This window comes from Streptomyces sp. AM25, from assembly GCF_058146165.1.
Genome location: NZ_JBKIWN010000010.1, coordinates 228990 through 246934 on the forward strand (window position 1 = coordinate 228990; position 17945 = coordinate 246934).

At 70.4% G+C, this 17945-nt stretch carries 24 protein-coding genes and 1 riboswitch; of the genes, 23 read left to right on the forward strand and 1 reads right to left on the reverse strand.

The features are described from left to right. The first annotated feature begins 41 nt into the window (after nucleotides 1–41). From ACLHRZ_RS16125 to ACLHRZ_RS16210, 18 genes are all read left to right on the forward strand, one after another. Entirely contained in the window at nucleotides 42–458 is a 417-nt protein-coding gene (locus ACLHRZ_RS16125) for a hypothetical protein (RefSeq protein WP_490419104.1), read from the forward strand. After that, nucleotides 455–1348 (forward strand): bifunctional DNA primase/polymerase, encoded by an 894-nt coding sequence (locus ACLHRZ_RS16130; RefSeq protein WP_490419105.1) that lies wholly within the window; start codon nucleotides 455–457, stop codon nucleotides 1346–1348. The genes ACLHRZ_RS16125 and ACLHRZ_RS16130 overlap by 4 nt, the downstream gene beginning before the upstream one ends. Then, nucleotides 1345–2442 (forward strand): AAA family ATPase, encoded by a 1098-nt coding sequence (locus tag ACLHRZ_RS16135; protein WP_490419106.1) that lies wholly within the window; start codon nucleotides 1345–1347, stop codon nucleotides 2440–2442. The genes ACLHRZ_RS16130 and ACLHRZ_RS16135 overlap by 4 nt, the downstream gene beginning before the upstream one ends. A gap of 257 nt (nucleotides 2443–2699) precedes the next feature. Then, nucleotides 2700–3062 carry a hypothetical protein gene (locus ACLHRZ_RS16140; protein WP_490419107.1) on the forward strand — a complete coding sequence of 121 codons (363 nt, stop codon included), beginning with the start codon at nucleotides 2700–2702 and terminating at the stop codon, nucleotides 3060–3062. Nucleotides 3063–3064: 2 nt separating this feature from the next. Beyond that, nucleotides 3065–3379 carry a hypothetical protein gene (locus tag ACLHRZ_RS16145; RefSeq protein WP_490419108.1) on the forward strand — a complete coding sequence of 105 codons (315 nt, stop codon included), beginning with the start codon at nucleotides 3065–3067 and terminating at the stop codon, nucleotides 3377–3379. 70 nt (nucleotides 3380–3449) lie between these two features. Then, nucleotides 3450–3893, forward strand: a complete 444-nt coding sequence (locus ACLHRZ_RS16150; RefSeq protein ID WP_490419109.1) for a helix-turn-helix domain-containing protein — start codon at nucleotides 3450–3452, stop codon at nucleotides 3891–3893. Further along, the gene (locus ACLHRZ_RS16155) at nucleotides 3890–4591 is read left to right on the forward strand and encodes a hypothetical protein (RefSeq protein ID WP_490419110.1); all 702 of its coding nucleotides are present in this window, start codon (nucleotides 3890–3892) and stop codon (nucleotides 4589–4591) included. Before ACLHRZ_RS16150 ends, ACLHRZ_RS16155 begins: the two co-directional genes overlap by 4 nt. Further along, entirely contained in the window at nucleotides 4588–4857 is a 270-nt protein-coding gene (locus tag ACLHRZ_RS16160; RefSeq protein WP_490419111.1) for a hypothetical protein, read from the forward strand. The genes ACLHRZ_RS16155 and ACLHRZ_RS16160 overlap by 4 nt, the downstream gene beginning before the upstream one ends. Nucleotides 4858–4909: 52 nt before the next feature. Then, complete coding sequence (locus tag ACLHRZ_RS16165) at nucleotides 4910–5299, forward strand: hypothetical protein (RefSeq protein ID WP_490419112.1); 390 nt, start codon at nucleotides 4910–4912, stop codon at nucleotides 5297–5299. A 30-nt stretch (nucleotides 5300–5329) separates the two neighbouring features. After that, a complete protein-coding gene (locus ACLHRZ_RS16170; protein WP_490419113.1) occupies nucleotides 5330–6061 on the forward strand; it encodes a hypothetical protein in 732 nt (243 codons plus the stop codon). Between the two features lie 187 nt (nucleotides 6062–6248). Continuing rightward, entirely contained in the window at nucleotides 6249–7499 is a 1251-nt protein-coding gene (locus ACLHRZ_RS16175; RefSeq protein ID WP_490419114.1) for a helix-turn-helix transcriptional regulator, read from the forward strand. A 125-nt stretch (nucleotides 7500–7624) separates the two neighbouring features. Then, nucleotides 7625–7807, forward strand: coding sequence for a hypothetical protein (locus ACLHRZ_RS16180; protein ID WP_490419115.1), 183 nt, complete (start codon nucleotides 7625–7627; stop codon nucleotides 7805–7807). Further along, entirely contained in the window at nucleotides 7804–8040 is a 237-nt protein-coding gene (locus ACLHRZ_RS16185; protein ID WP_490419116.1) for a hypothetical protein, read from the forward strand. The genes ACLHRZ_RS16180 and ACLHRZ_RS16185 overlap by 4 nt, the downstream gene beginning before the upstream one ends. A gap of 145 nt (nucleotides 8041–8185) precedes the next feature. Continuing rightward, on the forward strand, nucleotides 8186–8656 hold the full coding sequence (locus tag ACLHRZ_RS16190) for a DUF7848 domain-containing protein (RefSeq protein WP_490419117.1): 471 nt from the start codon (nucleotides 8186–8188) through the stop codon (nucleotides 8654–8656). A gap of 681 nt (nucleotides 8657–9337) precedes the next feature. After that, nucleotides 9338–9502, forward strand: a complete 165-nt coding sequence (locus ACLHRZ_RS16195) for a hypothetical protein (RefSeq protein WP_490419118.1) — start codon at nucleotides 9338–9340, stop codon at nucleotides 9500–9502. Between the two features lie 87 nt (nucleotides 9503–9589). Continuing rightward, nucleotides 9590–10522 (forward strand): radical SAM/SPASM domain-containing protein, encoded by a 933-nt coding sequence (locus ACLHRZ_RS16200; RefSeq protein ID WP_490419119.1) that lies wholly within the window; start codon nucleotides 9590–9592, stop codon nucleotides 10520–10522. Between the two features lie 21 nt (nucleotides 10523–10543). Beyond that, complete coding sequence (locus ACLHRZ_RS16205) at nucleotides 10544–10891, forward strand: hypothetical protein (RefSeq protein WP_490419120.1); 348 nt, start codon at nucleotides 10544–10546, stop codon at nucleotides 10889–10891. Between the two features lie 501 nt (nucleotides 10892–11392). Continuing rightward, nucleotides 11393–11665, forward strand: coding sequence for a DUF1876 domain-containing protein (locus tag ACLHRZ_RS16210; RefSeq protein ID WP_490419121.1), 273 nt, complete (start codon nucleotides 11393–11395; stop codon nucleotides 11663–11665). A gap of 39 nt (nucleotides 11666–11704) precedes the next feature. Here the strand turns inward: ACLHRZ_RS16210 and ACLHRZ_RS16215 are convergent, their stop codons facing one another. After that, nucleotides 11705–12121: a VOC family protein gene (locus ACLHRZ_RS16215; protein ID WP_490419122.1), complete on the reverse strand. Its 417-nt coding sequence runs from the start codon at nucleotides 12119–12121 to the stop codon at nucleotides 11705–11707. 203 nt (nucleotides 12122–12324) lie between these two features. Between ACLHRZ_RS16215 and ACLHRZ_RS16220 the strand changes: the two genes are divergently transcribed. From ACLHRZ_RS16220 to ACLHRZ_RS16240, 5 genes are all read left to right on the forward strand, one after another. After that, nucleotides 12325–13161, forward strand: a complete 837-nt coding sequence (locus tag ACLHRZ_RS16220; protein WP_490419123.1) for a DUF6227 family protein — start codon at nucleotides 12325–12327, stop codon at nucleotides 13159–13161. Nucleotides 13162–13344: 183 nt separating this feature from the next. Continuing rightward, a complete protein-coding gene (locus ACLHRZ_RS16225) occupies nucleotides 13345–13548 on the forward strand; it encodes a cold-shock protein (protein ID WP_336410109.1) in 204 nt (67 codons plus the stop codon). Nucleotides 13549–13645: 97 nt separating this feature from the next. Continuing rightward, a complete protein-coding gene (locus ACLHRZ_RS16230) occupies nucleotides 13646–15112 on the forward strand; it encodes a DEAD/DEAH box helicase (protein ID WP_490419124.1) in 1467 nt (488 codons plus the stop codon). Nucleotides 15113–15380: 268 nt separating this feature from the next. After that, on the forward strand, nucleotides 15381–16412 hold the full coding sequence (locus ACLHRZ_RS16235) for a PP2C family protein-serine/threonine phosphatase (RefSeq protein ID WP_490419125.1): 1032 nt from the start codon (nucleotides 15381–15383) through the stop codon (nucleotides 16410–16412). Nucleotides 16413–16562: 150 nt separating this feature from the next. Further along, nucleotides 16563–16732, forward strand: a riboswitch (cyclic di-AMP (ydaO/yuaA leader). 12 nt (nucleotides 16733–16744) lie between these two features. Then, complete coding sequence (locus ACLHRZ_RS16240; RefSeq protein ID WP_490419126.1) at nucleotides 16745–17869, forward strand: M23 family metallopeptidase; 1125 nt, start codon at nucleotides 16745–16747, stop codon at nucleotides 17867–17869. Nucleotides 17870–17945 lie beyond the last annotated feature (76 nt).

The following is a 17945-nucleotide window of genomic DNA, read 5'->3' on the forward strand; positions in this document are numbered from 1 at the left end:
GCGAGGTAATGCCCACACCGCGCCGCCAGTAAGGAAGCTCCATGTTCGAGCGTACCGAGTACGTCTCTGCCCCACCCGGCTCGGCCGCGGCACCTCTCGCCATCGCGGACGCCGCGTACTACTCCCTCATGCTGGCCGCGCTGCGGCAGTCCGCGCGAACTTCGCCCGATCGACGCCTGCCCGCCGTGCGGGCCTCGCGGCGCGCGGACGAGATCGGGGATGCCCTCGCCGCCGCGGCGGCCCAGGTACTCGGCGAGACCGGCATGCCTGGCACCCCTCGCGAACTGCTCGCTGAGCAGTACCTGCGAATGGTCATGCGGCACTGTGGCGAGTACCTGCGCGCCCTCATGCATGCCGCCGAAGAGAAAGGCGAGGATTCCGCCCAGGCGCTTGGCCACGGCGCCGCCATCCTGCGCAGCATTGCGAAGCACGCCCGCCCTACCGGGGCCGCCCAGTGACCGACACCGAGAACACGCACGAGCGGTGCGTCGAGCACGTGCTCGGGCTCGCCGCGCGCGGCATGCACGTCTTCCCCCTCCGCCCCAACGACAAGAGGCCCGCGATCAAGAATTGGCAGCAGCGGGCCACCACCGACGAGGCACCCATCGCCCGGGCCTGGTCGCACGGCCCCTATGGCGTCGGCATCGCCTGCGGCCCGTCCCGTCTCGTCGTGGTCGACCTTGATACGGCCAAGGGCGACACCCCGCCCGACGAGTGGGCCTTGCCCGGAATCACCGACGGCGCTGACGTCCTGGCAGAACTGCATGACCGGCACACGGCTCGTTGGCCGTTCGGCACTACGCCGAGCGTCCGTACTGCCTCGGGCGGCATGCACCTCTACTACCGCGCGCCCGCCAACCGCGAGATCCGCAACAGCGCGGGGCGCGTGGGCTGGAAGATCGACGTACGTGCGGCAGGCGGGTACGTCGTCGCGCCCCCCTCGATCGTGGCCGGCTCTCCGTACAAGTGGACGACCGGCCTAGACGTCGAGCCTGCGGGACTGCCCGGCTGGCTCGCCGCACTCGCGACACCGCACACCGAGCAGCCGACGCCGGCAGCCCTGCCGCTTCTCGGACGCCGCAACGGGCACGGCTACGGCGCTGCGGCGCTGCGCGCCGAGATCGACGCAGTCCGAACGGCAACCCCTGGGATGCGGAACGACACCCTGCACCGCGCCGCCTTCAACCTCGGCACACTCGCCGGCCGAGGTGACCTTGCCCCCGCCGAGATCGTCGACGAGCTGCTCGCCGCGGCAGCAGCGATCGGCCTCGGCTCGACCGAAACGGAGAAGACCATCACCTCGGGCCTGCGCGCCGGAATGCACCACCCGAGAGGGGCCGCTGTATGACTGCCCCGACCGCGCGTGAGCGCATCCTCGCTGCCGTCCCCGACTCCCCGAGCGAGGCCGCTGTGCCCGTACCCACCACGTGGCAGCGGGTCGACCTCGGTCCTGTGCTCGACGGCACCCGCACCCCGCCGCAGCCCACCATCGGACGCCGCGACGACGGCGCCGGCCTCTTCTACCCCGGCCGCTTGCACAGCATCTTCGCCGAGCCCGAAGCCATGAAGACATGGCTCGCGCTCACCGTCGCGACCGCCGAACTCGCCCTCGGCAACGCCGTGGTGTACCTCGACTTCGAGGACGAAGAGGGCGGCATCGTCTCGCGTCTGCTCGCCCTCGGCGCGCCCGCGACCGACATCGCCGAACGGTTCCACTACTTCCGCCCCGACGGCCCGTTCGGGGACGCAGGCCGCGCCGCCCTGGCCCCGTACCTGACCGAACCGACGACCTTTGCGGTTGTGGACGGCGTCACTGAAGCCATGGGCATGTTCGGGCTCAAGCCCAAGGATGACACCGACGTCGCCGGATTCTGGCGCATCCTGCCGCGGTGGCTCGCCGAGCAGGGGCCGGCCGTGCTGCTGCTCGACCACGTCAACAAAGACCGCGAGAACCGCGGCCGATGGGCGACCGGCTCGCAACACAAGCTGTCCGGCCTCAACGGCTGCGCATTCGTGTTGGAGAACATCACGCCCCTTGCACCCGGCCAGACCGGCAAGTCCCGCATGCGCGTCGCCAAGGACCGCCCCGGATTGGTCCGCAAGAACGCGCTACCAGGCAGCAACGGCGCACTGCACTGGTTCGCCGACTTCGTCGTCGAGTCCCAACTCGACGGCTCGGCAATGGTGAGCATGCCTGCGCCCGTGCAGCACGAGGGGTCATTCCGCCCCACCGCGCTCATGAAACGAGTCTCAGACGCCCTCAGCGTCGCCAGGGAGCCGCTCAGCGTGCGCGGCGTCCTCGACCGCGTGTCGGGCAAGCAAGACGCCGTACGTCGCGCGCTCGCGCTTCTGGTCGACGAGGGATACGTGAGTCAGACGCCCGGCGCCCGCAACGCCCAGCTGCACGAGCTGAAGCGTCCGTTCACCGACTCCAACGACTGAACCGTACGACCGTGTCCCACCGTGGCCGACCGTATCCCCGGCCACGGTCGGCCCGACCGTATGACCGTGTCCCAGTGTCCCTATAGGGGACACGGTCATACGGGCCACGGTCGCCCCTCGGCACAGCCCCCGGGACACGCTCACCGTTGCCCGCTCACGCGATGCCCGTGCACAGCCGGGCCGCACCCAAACCCCGCCCGATGTCGCTCCGCGACGTTCCCTGTCTCGCGCGCATGCGCGTAGGAAGGAAACCACCCGTGAAAGGCCGCCCCGCAGCCGTTCTTGCCCTCGCCCAGGGCGAGCCCACCAGCGCCGCCGCCAAGTCCGCCGGCGTCACCACCCGCACTGTTGAGCGGTGGTGCGCCGACCCTGAATTCGCCCTCGACGTGCGCAACACCCGAACCGAGCTGCTGAACGCGGCCGTTGGGCAGCTCGCCGCGGGCGCAGTCGAGGCCGTCGCCACGCTCCGCGCCGCCATGGCCAACCCCGATGAGAAGGGACACGTCCGCGTACAGGCCGCCCGGTCCCTGCTCGACGCTCTGCTGCCGCTCCGCGAATCGCTCGACCTCGAACAGCGCCTCGCCGCCCTCGAATCCACCCGCACCGGACAGGAGTGGTGACCATGCCCCGCCGCCCACGCCACGGCCTTGCCGACCGGCTGCGCGCTCAGGAACAGCGCAGCACGACCAACCGCACCATCACCCTGGACGACGGAACCACCGTCACTGTGCCCGGCCGGGCATGCATCGATGTGCCCGCCGAGGCACTCGCCATCCTGCGTGCCCGCGGAGAAGGCGTTGAGCCGCCCGAGCCGTCCGGGCTGCTGCGTCTGCTCGCCCGCGCCACCGATCCGGGCGACGCGATGATCTGGGGCGCAGCCGTCCAGTTCGCCCGCCTCGCCCTTGACGCCCCCGACCACGGGGGCGCCGATGGGTAGCCGACTCCGTTCCCAGCACGTTCCCAACCCCTCTTTGACCAGCGACGATGAGGCTCCCAGCGGATATCAAATGCGCTGGAATCGCGGCCCGGAAGGCACCTGCTGGCTGCTGCGTGCCGACGGTTCGGTCATCGTTCCGGCTGTGGTCGCAGGCGACGTGCTGCGGGCCCTCGTACGTGATCTAACGGTGCGTGTGCGCGCCGACGGGGGCGAGTTGGCACCCGGCGTCCGCCGACTGCTCTACGCCCTGCACACGGCCACACAGCGCTCCGACGCGCTCGACTCCGTCACCGTGTCGTCTGACTCTGCCGCTACCGGAACCGAGCCCAGCTCGTCGGGCACGGTGGCTGTAGCCGAGGCCGCCGCCCTCATGGGCTGCACGCCCCGCCACGTCCGCGCCCTGATCGCCGCCGGCCGACTCCCCGCGCAGCGCGTCGGCGCCCGGGTGTGGGCCATCGACGCCGACGCTCTCGACCGCTACCGCCACCACCGACAAGGAGAACCCGCACCATGACCACCACGACCACCGACCGGCCCACCGCTGCGCCCGCGGTCGAGCAGGCCGAGCAGGAAGCCGCCGAGGCCGAGCAGTTGCTCGTCGCGCTGGAGGAACGCGTACGCGACGGTGACGCGCGCGTCACCGCGCAGCAGCTCGCCGACGCGCGCGAACTCGGCAGGTTCGCCAAGCTCCGCGCCGAAGCCACCCGCCGCAAGGCCCACCGTGCCGCCGCCGAGGCCGCCGAGCGGCAGCGCGCCGACCACCTCGACCAGGCCGCCGCCATGGCCACACCCGGCGGACCGCTCGACCCCAGCACCCTTGCAGCCGCGTATGCCACGGCGCGTGACGCAGTGCGCGCGTTCCTCACCGCATCCGAGGCGTACAACGTCGGCATTGCCGAGGCCGCGAGGCTGCTCGCCGCCGCCGACGTGCCCGACAGCACCTACGGCGACCGCCCCGAGCCCGGAGTCATGGCCCGGTGGGGCACGCGCGCGCTCCGCCTTGCCGACGGAACCACCATCAACACCACGGGCACGGCGCTGCGCCTCGCCGTCATGCTCGACGACCTCGACCGCGAGTTCAGCGGAATACCGACCGGTGACTACCAACCGCCCTTCACCCGCGCGCCGCTCGCCGAGCAGGCCGACCGGGGACGCGACACCCACCCGCAACTGCACGCCCTCGCCGCCGCGCAGAACGGAGACACGAAGTGACCACACGCCCGCACATCACCGAGGACAACCGCCACCAGGCCGAGTCCGCCCCGCACCCCCGCACCGAACCGAGCGAGCACTACATGTCGCCCGCCTACCGCCGATGGGCCGAGCAGGTCGAACAGGCCGCCCGCCCGCCGGCCGACACCTTCACTCTGCCGACGACCCCGGCCGAGCTGGACACCCTCGGCTACACCGACCGCGTACGCGTCTACACCACCGACCGCGCCTTGTACGACCGCCTCACCAGCCGCAGCGCCGCATAACGACGCCCCGCACCGCCGCCCACGCCCAACCCCTGACAAGGAGCCCCCGGCCTTGATCACCACCGTTCACCGCTCCCAGTGGGACGACAGCACCCCTGACGACCGCCGCATCCCGTGGCGCAAGGTCACCGCGCCCGACGCCCGATCCGGACCGCTGAGCACCCACCCCACGATGAGTGAGCGAGGCATGGTGCACACCGCCCCGTGGTGGGTCGACGGCACCCTCTACACCGACAACGCGCGATGGCTCGACTTCATCCGCGACCAGGCCCATACATCCGGCGAGACCTTCGGCGAACAGGCCGCGCCCGAGGGACCGCCCGCTGGCCACCTCGCCGAGGTCGAAGCCATGCGCCGCTACGCCGAGCTGCACGGCCTCGCCCATGCGCAGATCCCGCGCCTCGACGCCAACAACCGCCCACTTCACATCCGTCTTTACTGAACAATCCGTATTTAAAGGGGAGTTGACTCCATGCCTGCCCTCACCGGCCCCGACTACATCGACGCCAACGCCGCCACTCACCGACTCAAGCAGACCCGCAAAACCGAACTTGTCGAACTGCGCCAGCGCCTAGACGACGCACTCAGCAAGGCCCGCACTTCCCGAGACCCCGACCTGACCGACGAGGCCAACGCACACCGCCGCGCCGACATGGAGCGCGCCGCTCGTAAGCAAGCCGCCGCCGACCTCGACCGCATCGAGCGCGAGACCAACGCCGCCACGGCCCTCGTACGGTCTGTCGCCGACAAGGCCACCGCAGCCCCAGCGGCGGGGCCGGCCGAGCAGCTACTCGCCGAGACCCGGCAGGCCCGCGCATGGGACCGCGCCCGCGCGCTGCTCGACGCCGGGCGCACCGTGCCCGACGTGACCGCCGATGCCGACCTCGACACCCTGCACGCGCTGCGCGCCGAACTGCCCACCTACCTCGCCACGCAGCGCACCAAGCCCCGAGGCATGGCCGCCGCCCAGTTCACCGAGCCCGACCCCGCCCGCCACATGCAGACAGTCGAGCGCGCCCTCGTCGACCGCCTGCCCAAGCCCCAGGGCGCCGCGCTGCGCGCCCGCCTCGACCTCGAAGCCCTCGAACCCGGCCTCCGCGAAACCCTCGCCGGACTACGCCGCGAAGCCGACGGCACCGCCGACGAAAACAACGGCCTGCGCTCCGCCATCGCCGCCCGCCTCGCCGACCAACAGGCCGCGTAGACGCCATCCACCGCGCCGCTTCGGGCAAGCTGCATAACCGAGGCCCTGCCCCATCCTGCTGAGCGATGACGTGGCGGGGCCTTCCCGAGGAACCTTCCGATGGTGCACAACCCGTTCGAATGGGTAGGTGCCTGTGCGAGCCGCGCGCCCGTCGGCTCGGCGTACCGTGGTGCGAGGAGGTAGCGGCATGGAAACCGAAGTTCGAGAGAACATCAAGAAGTACAGGCGCGCGGCCGGGATGAGCCAAGAAGACTTGGCCGAGGCATCTGGGCTTTCTTCCCGTACGGTTCAAAAAGCCGAACAGGGCGGAGAAGTAAGGACGGAGACGCTTCACGCAATCGCCCGCGGGCTCGGCGTCCCTACCTCGGTTCTGTTTGAGGCTGGTTCGCCGGCTCCGGTGGTCGGAGGCGAGTCGACTCGACAGGGCCTTGTCTCGCTTCGGACGGTGCTCATGCCCCCGGTGGGTGTAGATGGCGTAGTCCGGGAACGACCCGTTAGCACAAGAGAGTTGGCCGCACTCCGTCGCTCAATCATGGACACTCACGCCCTCTATCGGGCTGATGAGTTCACCTCAGTTGCCAAGAACCTGCCCGAGTTGCTGTCACAGGCAGACTCTGCGGCGCAAGCCTCAGACGGGGACGACCGGCAGCACGCCGTCTTGACGCACTGCCTGGCTCTGTTGGTGGCAGGCAAGTACCTCACGCAGGTACGGCAGTACGACATCGCGTACCACGCCCTCGCCGAGGGGATTCGCCTCGCTCGCGAGTCCGGCAACCGGCAGACCGCCGCAACCGGCGTTGTGGGTATGTGCTGGCTCCTGCTCCGACAAGACCGGTTCGCCGAGTGCTACCGCCTTGCAGCAACGACGGCGGAGCTCATGGAACCTCGCATGACCGAGTCCGACAACGGGCGCGTCGGACTCTGGGGTGAACTCTGGATGCGCGCGGCTGCCGCAGCCATTCGCGACAACCGAACCGAGGACGCCAAGGCCGCGCGAAAGATGGTGGCACGGGCCGCCGCCGGCATGGACCGGGAAGACCAGTCCTTTCCTGTCACTTGGGGCGGTTTTGGTCCTGTTACAGCAGCAATCAAGTCTATTGAGGACTGCCTAGTAAGCGGCCACAGCCCGAGCGACGCACGGGCCGTGCTACGCCGCTCGGATGATGGCGTCCTTTCCAGCGGGGCCCTTAAGAAACTCGGTAAGCCGCAAGGGGCTAACTGGGCGCGGCACCGTCTCGACGTTGCGAAGGCCCACGCGCTACTCGGTTCGCACCAGGATGCAACAGAGGAGCTTCTGAGCATCAAGGCCGAGCGAGGCGAGTGGGTGAGGCATCAACCCATGGCGCGGCGAGTGATGGCCGACGTACTCAAGTCCCGCAAGAGGACGCTCAGTCAAGACATGCGGGACATGGCCGCCTACCTGGAGGTTGTCGAGTAAGTCACACGTAGCGTGCGAGTTTGGTCGCGCTCCGTGCCAAACTCGCATGGCCCGCCCGTGGCCTGACGCCAAGCCCGAGCTTACGTTCCTCGTGTCCCGACCGAACCGCGAACTTCGGGGGCACGATGACCAGCAAGCGCAGCGAGGGCGACCACGAGCGCCGCCGCGAGCTTTACGACACCACGGCCGGAGTTGTCTCCCCGCTGGATGATCTCGCCCTGACCGTCGCTCTGATAGATGCCGGCGCGCCTTATGACTGGGACGCGCTGCCCGAGGTCTTCCGGGCCCCAGGGGGCGAGTTCGCGTGATCGAACCCGGCGACCAACAGCCCCCCAAGGTGGGCGCGCTCGTCCTCGACACCGCATCGGACAAGGTGGGCGAATACCGGGGCAGCGTCGGCGGCCGTTGGATGCTCCGCCCCCCTGGTGGCGGGCGCGAGTGGGAGGCGAAGCCTGATTCCGTCGAGCCAGCGGGCACCTACGAGCACCTGCGCGCTCTGACTGCCGAGGAGAACGCGGCACGGCGGGTGATACGTCGATGACCACACGGCAACCGAAGGGGTGCCCTCGCTGCACGCGGCTCCGAGAAGAGGAGCAACAGGCCCGTGCGGGCGGCGACTTGAGCAAGGCGTCCGATTGCGTTGTTTTGCTCCGCCGCCACCAGGGCGAGAAGCACGGGACCGATCGGTGATCCGCTCCACCCCTGTGGTGTGGCTGCGCCTGGTGCGCACCCTCGGGAGCGTCGAGGCCCGCCTACGTAAACGGTTCCCGTGGCTCGTGCGGTCGTACGCGCACCTGTGCCCCGCGCCGGAACCGCCCGAACCCATCCCCCCGGAAGCCGTGGCGGCACTCACGGCCGAGCTTTCCACCTACTTCGCACGACATCGGAGCCCCGAAGTGACCCGCACGCGGCAGGCGTACCGCAACCACACGCTGACCCCGGACCTGGAGCCCGACGCACCGTCCACGCGGCACCGGTTCCGTTGTCTGGGCGAGGACGACGACGGTAGGCCGTGTGGAGCCGAGTCCGGAGAGTTCGAGGAGTTCGAGGACGCTCGGGGCTGGGCGTTCGTGCACCTTAAGGAACGCCCGGAACACACCAGCTTCGAACAGGTCTTGTGCCGGCCGTGGCTGATGCGCCCCGGGGAGTGGCTGTGAGCGCGCATACCGCACCGGAAACGACCCGCGGCTACTGGTGCGAGGTGATCGCGGAGGGGCCCGTGTACGGCCGAGACGAACCCGCTCGCGTCGTGCTCGGCGCCTTCCCGACACCGCACCTCAGACGGGCGCTGCGGTGGTTACGCGGTCAAGCTCTCCGCATCGCTGACGGCCTCGACCCCGACCCCACCGCCTCATACAGCCATGCCCTGCACAGCGTGCAATGCGGGATCACGGGCGAACTTGGCGACGTTCCCACGGTGTTGCGGCAATGGGCCGAGCACGACGGAGTCCGACAGGACGCCTACACCACGCTGCGGGCTGGCGACCCCTTCACGCTCGTCACAACCGATCACACAGGCCGGTACGTGCTCGCCGCTTGGCCCGTGGACGTACCCGCGGCCCTTGCTGTCCCCGCGCAGCGCGGACAGCCCACGAACCCCCGCTCTGGTCACACGAGACACCGAAAGCCCCGTCGTAAGGCGGCTGGACTCATCCCTTTTCTGTGATCAGAGCAGGCCAGACTTCCGCCGCTGGTCGGGGACTTCCCGAGGACACCGGTAACCATCACGGCCGGACTGCCCAACCGGTGGCGGACTACTCGACCCCGTCGTGACGGAGCGGGGTCGAGCACCCCGAGCCCACCCGGGCCGGGACCGACACGAGAGAAAGGGGCACGGGATGCCCGAGACCACCGAGACCGAGACGGACGACAAGCCGACGACGGTTGAGAGCGACACCGAGATCAGCGAGCCCGAGACGGGCAGCGAGGGCAACGGCGACGACCAGGGTGAGACCGACACCGCCGAATCGCTCGACCTGGTAGGGCTGCTGCTCACCGCGTAGGCGAGACCGCCCTGTGCCGGCGGGGAAGCGGGCAACTTCCCCGCCGGTCCGAACACCCACGATCCCCAGACCTAGAGGAGGATCACCATGGGCACCACCACATTACGCACCTGCACGAATCCCGGGGAACTCCGGTTCGTGTGGCTGGAGGTCACGGGACGCTGCAACGAGTCCTGTGATCACTGCTACGCCGATTCCGGACCCACGGGGACGCACGGCACCATGACCGTGCCCGACTGGAAGCGGGCCATCGACCAGTTCGCCGACATGGGTGGACGTGACGTCCAGTTCATCGGCGGGGAGCCGACCCTCTACCCACACCTGTCCGAACTGATCTCCCACGCGCACGCGGCTGGGGTCGGCATCGAGGTGTTCTCGAACATGACCGTCATTCGCGAGCATCTGTGGGAGACGTTCAAGGCGTGTGGGGTCAAACTGGCCACGTCGTACTACTCCGACAGCGCCGAGGAGCACGACAAGGTGACGAATCTCCGCGGCTCGCACAAGAAGACCCGAGCGAACATCGGCAAGGCCGTGGATCTTGGCATCCCGATTCGTGGGGGCGTTGTCGCCACTCCCGCAAATCAGCGCGTCAACGAAGCGGTCACCGATCTCCAGTCCATCGGAGTCGGGCACGTGGGTGGAGACAGGACCCGGGCGTTCGGACGAGCCAGCAAAGGGGCCGCTCCCAGCGTCAACGACCTGTGCGGACACTGCGCGCTCGGACAGGTCGCCATCGGCCCCGAGGGTGACGTTTGGCCGTGCGTGCTCGGACGCTTCATCACTCTCGGCAACGTGCGCAGCACCCCGCTCGCGGGGGTCTGGAACAGCACGCGGACGGTGGAGGCTCGCGCCGAGATCGCAGCGGCGCACGGGCTGAAACCGGCCGAAGCATGCACACCGCCGCAGTTCCTGCCGAGCTGCGGCCCGTGCGGCCCGTGCGTCCCCTCAGTGGGGAAGTGCGACCCGAGGGAGGCCGACGGCCCACCGGCCGCCGCTACGATCGGCGCACCCGCATGAGCCGCTGAGCAAGGAGGACCAGTGGACCACGGCGACGACTTCCACACGTGGCTGAACGGCGACGACCACACCGGGCCATCGGTGCAGCGATCCGACGAAGAATGGGCCGAGATCGCTCGATACCTGCGGCACGCAGCAAACAAGATCGGCCCGACGCTGCCGTTGTGCCTCCCCGGAGAGCCGCAGCAATGCGGGCGGACGGCACAACAGCACGTGCTCGTGTGGGCGGCGGCGGTGAAGGCGGCAGCGCAACACGTGATCGAAGAGGCTGCCCCGGCTCCGGCTAACGCTGCGTATGCCACGGGCCCGCTGTATCAGCGTCGCCTGGCCGAACTGCGCGCGATGAAGTCCACATCCGTCGCAGGGTGAGGTTCTTCTACTCCGCCCCGTCCGTCCGTGCGTCACCTGCCGTGGACGGACGGGGCCCTGCCGTTCTCGTTGCTGACCGAGGAGCGAGGAACATGGGAAGCGCGCCGCCGACGGTGTGTCACTACCTCGGCGGCGCTGCATCATCCCTGCTCGTGAGGCGTCCGCACTGGTCACCAGCTGGGAACGCAGTGGGAACGGACGCCCTAATCAGGGGCAGCAGAGCCCGGTACGGCCAGGAGGCGCACGCCCCATGTGACCAGCCAAAACGTTAGAGGTGATCACCCAGCATCACTGACCGGCAGGTCCGAATTTGAACTTTTAATCCATTGGTTGTGGGTTCGAGTCCCACACGGCCTACCGCCGAGGCCCAGGTCGGAGTACATCCGGCCTGGGCCTCGTGGTGTTCACGGGCTGCTGCCGCCGGGGGTGCGGCTGGCGCCGGAGCGTGGCAGCGTGGTGAGTGGAACAGTGTGTCTGTGCTGCGTGAAGGAGGGCTCTCCCATGACCGGCACGAAGACCTGGAACATCCGGATCAGCATCCATGAGCACGACAGCATGGTGAACGCCGAGGCCCGGCTCGAGGGCCGTGGCTCCGAGCCGTTGGTCGGTGAGGGGACAGCCCGCTGCAACCCGACCGACGAGAACGTCCCCGCCATCGGCGACGAGCTGGCCTCCGCCCGCGCGCTGTCCGCTCTCTGCCATCAGCTGCTGCACAGCGCTGCGATGGACATCGAGGCTCACACGCACAAGCCCGTCGAACGGCTGCACGCCTGAAGCCCCTGTCGCCGATTGTCCGTACCGGCGTCCGGCCGCTCAGGCGGCGGGGCGCCGCTCCATGAACTCCAGCCTGTTGCCCAGCTTGTCGAAGGTGTGGAAGCGGTCGTAGCCGGGGAAGTTCTCGTCCCACGTCACCTCGTGCCCGCCCGCCTCCAGCCGCTCGGCCAGCCGGTGCAGCGCGTGGACGAGGATGCCGGGGTGGGCCTTCTGCGCCGGATGGAAGTCCTGTTCCACGCCCAGGTGCACCTCCACCCCGCCGCCCCGGAACCAGCAGCCGCCCCGGGCCGCCAGCACCTCGGGCTTCTGCAGCTCGGTCATCCCCAGCATGTCGCCCCAGAACGCCCGGCACAGCGCCTCCGCGCCCGGCGGTATCGAGATCTGGACATGGTGCAGGCCGCCGAAGCCGAAGCCCTCGGCACCGGCCGGGTCACCGCTGTTCGTGGTCGTCGTCATGCGCCGGTTGTACCAGCGGCCGTGGGAGGGGGCCACGGATCGGCAGACGGCACAGGGCAGTTGAACGGCCCGGCGGGGCCCGTCCGGCCGCCGCCGCGGCGGCAGTTGCGGAAAACCCGGCCCCCTGACCGTGTTCGCGCCGCTACGGTAAGTGCGCGGGGTGGGGTGAGGCGGGCCGGACGAAGGCCGGGAGGTCGAGAGGCATGGCGACGACACGAGCGGGCGGGGGCGAGGGGGAGCACCGGGACGAGGCCGTGCGCCCCGTCGGTGCGGAGGCGGGCGAGCGGACGCCCGCCCAGCAGGTCGCGGAGCTGCTGCGGCGGGCCCAGAACGGCTTCGAGATCGGCGAGCCGGTGCTGGAGCGGCTGCGCACCGCCCTGATGCACCAGGCGGAACTGCGCTCCTACCGCCAGCGCAACGACGAGCGCCGCCCGCTGCGTTGCAACACCTACCGCCACATCTTCCTGCTCGCGGACGGCAGCAGCCTGCTGCTGTACGAGCTGGAGCACGACACCGGCCCGCAGGAGCACTTCCTCTACGAGCTGTACGCGCGCGAGGACGCGCTGGACCGCGCCGAGTGCCGGGTGCACGAGCGCATCGGCGGCGGCATCGGCCCGGGCAGCGAGGACGAGGAGCTGCCGGCCTGGCTGGCGGAGGAGCTCCTGCTGGCGATGGGCCCGACGCGGCCGCGCAAGGAGTACGTCTCCGAGGCCTCGCCCGACCACGCCCGCCGTCTGTTGCGCCGCGCGGAGAACGCGGACGGCCCCGGCGAGGTGGTGCGCGAGCTGCTCCAGGGGGCGCTCGGCCATCACATCGCGCTGATCACCAAGCCGCGGCGGCGCGGCGCGGGGCGCGACGCCCCCTGGTGCCGCTTCTACGAGCACGCGTTCCTGCTGGAGGGCGGGGGCGAGGTCAGCCTGTGGGAGCTGGAGCACAACATGACCGCCGACGGGCGGCTGGTCTGTGAGGTGTATCTCGACGAGGCCGATGCCGAGGTGGCCGCGGACCGGCACGCCCGTGCGCAGGGCGTCGAGTTATAGGGGGAGCCGGGACGGCAGCGTGGGGCAGGGGTTTCGCCGCCCCGCGCTGCTGTGTTACGATCGTTCTAGTTGCAATTGTGGTACCCATGAACTCGTGTGCGCCTCGGTTCTGTAGCCGATGGCGCATTTTTGTTTTTAGCCGGTCTGTTCCGGTCTGGGGCCCACCCCTCAAAGGAGATAGACATGGCTACTGGCACCGTGAAGTGGTTCAACTCGGAAAAGGGCTTCGGCTTCATCGAGCAGGACGGCGGCGGCCCCGACGTCTTCGCCCACTACTCGAACATCGCCTCCTCCGGCTTCCGTGAGCTGCTCGAGGGCCAGAAGGTGTCCTTCGACGTCGCGCAGGGCCAGAAGGGCCTGCAGGCGGAGAACATCGTCACCATCTGACGTTCCGCTGCGTCACGTTTGACGCGGAAGGGCCCGCACCACTGGGTGCGGGCCCTTTTGGCGCCTCCACCTTCAGGCTTTCAGGGAAGGTTCCCGAATGACTCGCTCTGCCCGTCCGTCCCGTCCGCCGCGCACCGCCCGCCCCGCCTCCCGCTCCGGTGGCTCCGGCAGTGACCGCCCGGCGCGCCGCCGACCGGCCGCGCCGCCCCAGGGCGAGTTCGAGACCCCGGTGAGCACGACGCCCGCACTGCCGCCGGTCGACTCCTTCGCCGCGCTGGACATGCCGGAAGCGCTGCTCAAGACGCTCGGCCGACAGGGCGTCACCGAGCCGTTCCCCATCCAGGCGGCGACTCTCCCCAACTCGCTGAGCGGCCGTGACGTCCTCGGCCGTGGCCGCACCGGCTCCGGCAAGACCCTCGCCTTCGGCCTGGCGCTGCTCGCCCGTACCGCGGTCTCCGGCCGGCGCGCCCGGCCCGGGCGGCCGCTGGCGCTCGTCCTCGTCCCCACCCGCGAGCTCGCGCAGCAGGTCACCGACTCGCTCGCCCCGTACGCGACCGCCGTCAACCTGCGGATGACCACGGTCGTCGGCGGTCTGTCCATCGGGCGCCAGGCCCAGGCCCTCGCGCGCGGCGCAGAGGTGCTGGTCGCGACGCCGGGCCGGCTCGCGGACCTCATCCAGCGCGGCGACTGCGTGCTCGGCGACGTGACCATCACGGTCCTGGACGAGGCCGACCAGATGGCCGACATGGGCTTCCTGCCGCAGGTCACGCGGCTGCTGGACCAGGTCGACCAGAACGGGCAGCGGATGCTGTTCTCCGCGACCCTCGACCGCAACGTCGACCGCCTCGTGCGCCGCTTCCTGACGGACCCGGTGACGCACTCCGTGGACGCGTCCGTGGGCGCGGTCGTCACGATGGACCACCACCTGCTGCACGTCGCGGACGTGGACGGCAAGCGGGACACGGTTACCCGGATCGCGGCGCGCGAGGGCCGCGTGATCATGTTCGTGGACACCAAGCGCGGCGCGGACCGCCTGGTCAAGCGACTGCTGTCGCAGGGCGTCCGGGCCGCGGCCCTGCACGGCGGCAAGAGCCAGCCGCAGCGGAACCGGGTGCTGGAGCAGTTCCGTACGGAGCAGGTGACGGCCCTGATCGCGACGAACGTCGCGGCGCGCGGCATCCACATCGACGGCCTGGACCTCGTCGTCAACATCGATCCGCCGGTCGACCACAAGGACTACCTCCACCGCGGCGGCCGGACCGCCCGCGCGGGCGAGTCGGGGACGGTGGTGACGCTCGTGCTGCCGGAGCAGCGGCGCGAGATGACGCGGATGATGTCGACGGCGAAGATCACGCCGAACGTGGCCCGGGTCCACGCCGAGGCCCCGGAGCTGGCCCGCATCACGGGCGCACGGGAGCCGAGCGGCGTCCCGGTGGTGATCGCACCCCCGGCGCCGACGCCGGCGCAGAAGTCGACGCCCGCGACCACGTCGCGGCCCCGCCGCCGCCCCCGCCGCAACAACAACGGTGGCAGCGGCCAGAGCCGCCGGCGGCCGACGGCCTGAGGTTCGGGGTGAGGGGCCGGCACCGGCCCCTCACCCACCGCACCGGCGAGCAGCCACCGCGGCGCAGCCCGGCCGAACCGGCCTCGGCCCGTTCACAGCGGCCCCGCGCAGCGGACCCGGCCCCCACTCGGCGCACCCCCGCTCGCCAACCCCCGTGCCCGGCACAAGGCTGGGGCAGGTGACCCGAGGCACGCCACCGGCACCCCCGGCAACCGCCTCACGCGGCGGAACCAGCCGCCTGGCGGCAGTCTCACCCGCCATCCTCATCGTGGGCGGCCTCGTCTTCGACTACCTCACGCCCCCCAACTACACCTCCGCCCCCTTCTTCGCCGCGGCCCCGCTCGTCGCGGCCGCCCTCCTCTCCCGCCGCCTCACGCTCGTCACGGCGGCCGTGGCGATCGCCGCCACCCTCGGCCTGGCCGTGGTCCGCACCACCATCGGCGTCGGCGAGCGGATCACCGAGGTCTTCACCGTCGTGACGGTCTGTGCCCTCGCCCTCGGCATCAACTACGTCGTCCGCCGCAGCGACCGCCGCCTCGCGTCCGCGCGCGGCATCGCGGAGGCGGCCCAGCGCGCCGTCCTCCCCGCGCCCCCGGCCCGCATCGGCGGCCTGCGGGTCGCCGCGCGCTACGTGGCCGCGCAGGCCGACGCCCGGATCGGCGGCGACCTCTACGCGGTGCAGGACACCCCGCACGGCGTCCGCGTGATCGTCGGCGATGTCCGCGGCAAGGGCCTCGGTGCGGTGGAGGCCGTGGCCGTCCTCGTCGGCGCGTTCCGCGAGGCGGCCGAGCAGGAGCGCACGCTCGAGGGGCTCGCGGCGCGTCTGGAGCACGCGTTGCAGAGGGAGGGCGCACGGCGCGCCAACCTCGATCAGAGCGAGGGCTTCACGACCGCCGTCCTGGCCGAAGTGCCGCCCGGCGCCTCGTCCCTCCGCCTGGTCAACCGCGGCCACCCGCCCCCGCTGCTGCTCCACTCCGCGGGCCGCGTCACCGAGGCGCACCGCGGCCCGGCGGCGCTGCCCCTCGGCCTGGGGGACGTCGGCGCGTGGCCGGACCACGTCCAGGAGTGGGAGTTCCTGCCGGGGACGACGCTCCTGCTCTTCACGGACGGCGTGACGGAGGCGCGCGACGCGGACGGCACCTTCTACGACGCCGAGCGGCGCCTGAGCGGCCGCCAGTTCCGCAGCCCGGACGCCCTCCTGGAGGCCCTGACCGAGGACGTTGCGTGCCACACGGGCGGCGAGACTGCGGACGACATGGCCCTGCTGGCGATCCGCCGCGGACATCCGCACCGTGCGTAATCGATCTTGATCTGAGCGGCACGCCCACCACATGGCAAAACCTGCCCAAGAGCCCCGTGAATTCACGCTTTCGGCTTGGAAATCGGCTGCCGCGTCTATTAACGTTCGATAACGCAGCGCGGTCGTCAAACCGCCGCAAGAGGCGGCACCGTGCGCCTTCGCCGAATCCCGCACGTCTGGCTACACCTGCGCGACCAGCAACTTCAGGGAACCGGGGAACCACAACCCTTGGGGTGAATCGGACCGGCAGCAGCCGGCCCGTAGGGGACCTTCCTCCTCCGAACCCGTCAGCTAACCCGGTAGGCGAGCAGGAAGGAAAGGAGTGCGCCCCGGTGGCGTCCAACGGCCTGTTCCCGGACGGAAGTTCGCACGAACAGCATGAGCCGTACGTTTCGTACGAGCGTGCGCAGCCCCTCCCCGCCGACGAGGAATGGAACCCCGGCGAGGTGCCCGGATCGGCCGTGCGCGGCCGGCACCGGGTCGCCAAACAGCGCGGCGGCTCGATGGCCCGCAGCGGCGCCGTTCTCGGCGTGGGTGTCATCGCCGCGGTCGGCGCGGGCGGTATGGCGAGTGCCCAGGACCGTCCGGCGGCGCCGATATCCGTGCCGGACGTACCGGATCTGAAGGAACTGCCGGAGATGGCCGGAAAACTGCTCGGAGTGGTCGAAGAGGAATCCCCGGCCACCGCCGCCCCGAAGACCGAATCCGCTTCCGCATTGGCGCAGAACGCCGCGGACGCCGGGGAGGCGTTGCGCGCCCGTATCCTCCAGCAGGCCGAGAACCAGCAGGATTCCGCCGAGGAGGCCGCCCGCCAGAGCGAGACGAAGGCCGCGGAGGACGCACACCGCAAGGCCGCTGCGGAACGGACGGCGGAGGCGAAGGCCGAAGCGGAGAAAGAGCAGGAGACTCCGCAAGCCGAGGACAAGGCCGAGGACAAGGCCGAGAACAAGACTGAGGACGGGGCCGGGGACAAGAGCGGGGACAAGACCGGGGACAAGACCGGGGACGGATCCGCCTCCGAAACACCGCAGAAGCCTTCGGCCCCCTCGCCCAGCGAGCACGGCTCGTACGTGCTCCCCGTCGGCTCGTACACCCTCACCGCGGGTTTCGGGCAGTCGGGGAACATGTGGTCCGCGAACCACACCGGCGAGGATTTCGCCGCCCCGACGGGCACGCCCGTCAAGGCGGTCGCCGGCGGCACGATCACCTCGGCGGGCTGGTCGGGCGCGTACGGCTACCGCATCGTCCTGACCCTGGACGACGGCACGGAGCTGTGGTTCTGTCACCTGTCGTCGATGGTGGTCACGTCCGGCAAGGTGGCGGCGGGCGACGTCATCGGACGGGTCGGGGCGACCGGGAACGTCACGGGTCCGCACCTGCATCTGGAGGTGCGGCCGGACGGCGGCGGGCCGGTGGATCCGCTGCCGTGGCTGCGGAACAAGGGCCTCCGGCCGTAGCCGTCGGCCGTGGCCGTGCCCTGATCGGTTCGCACATTCGTACGTCCACTCGTGCGCACATTTGCCCGAGAATGTT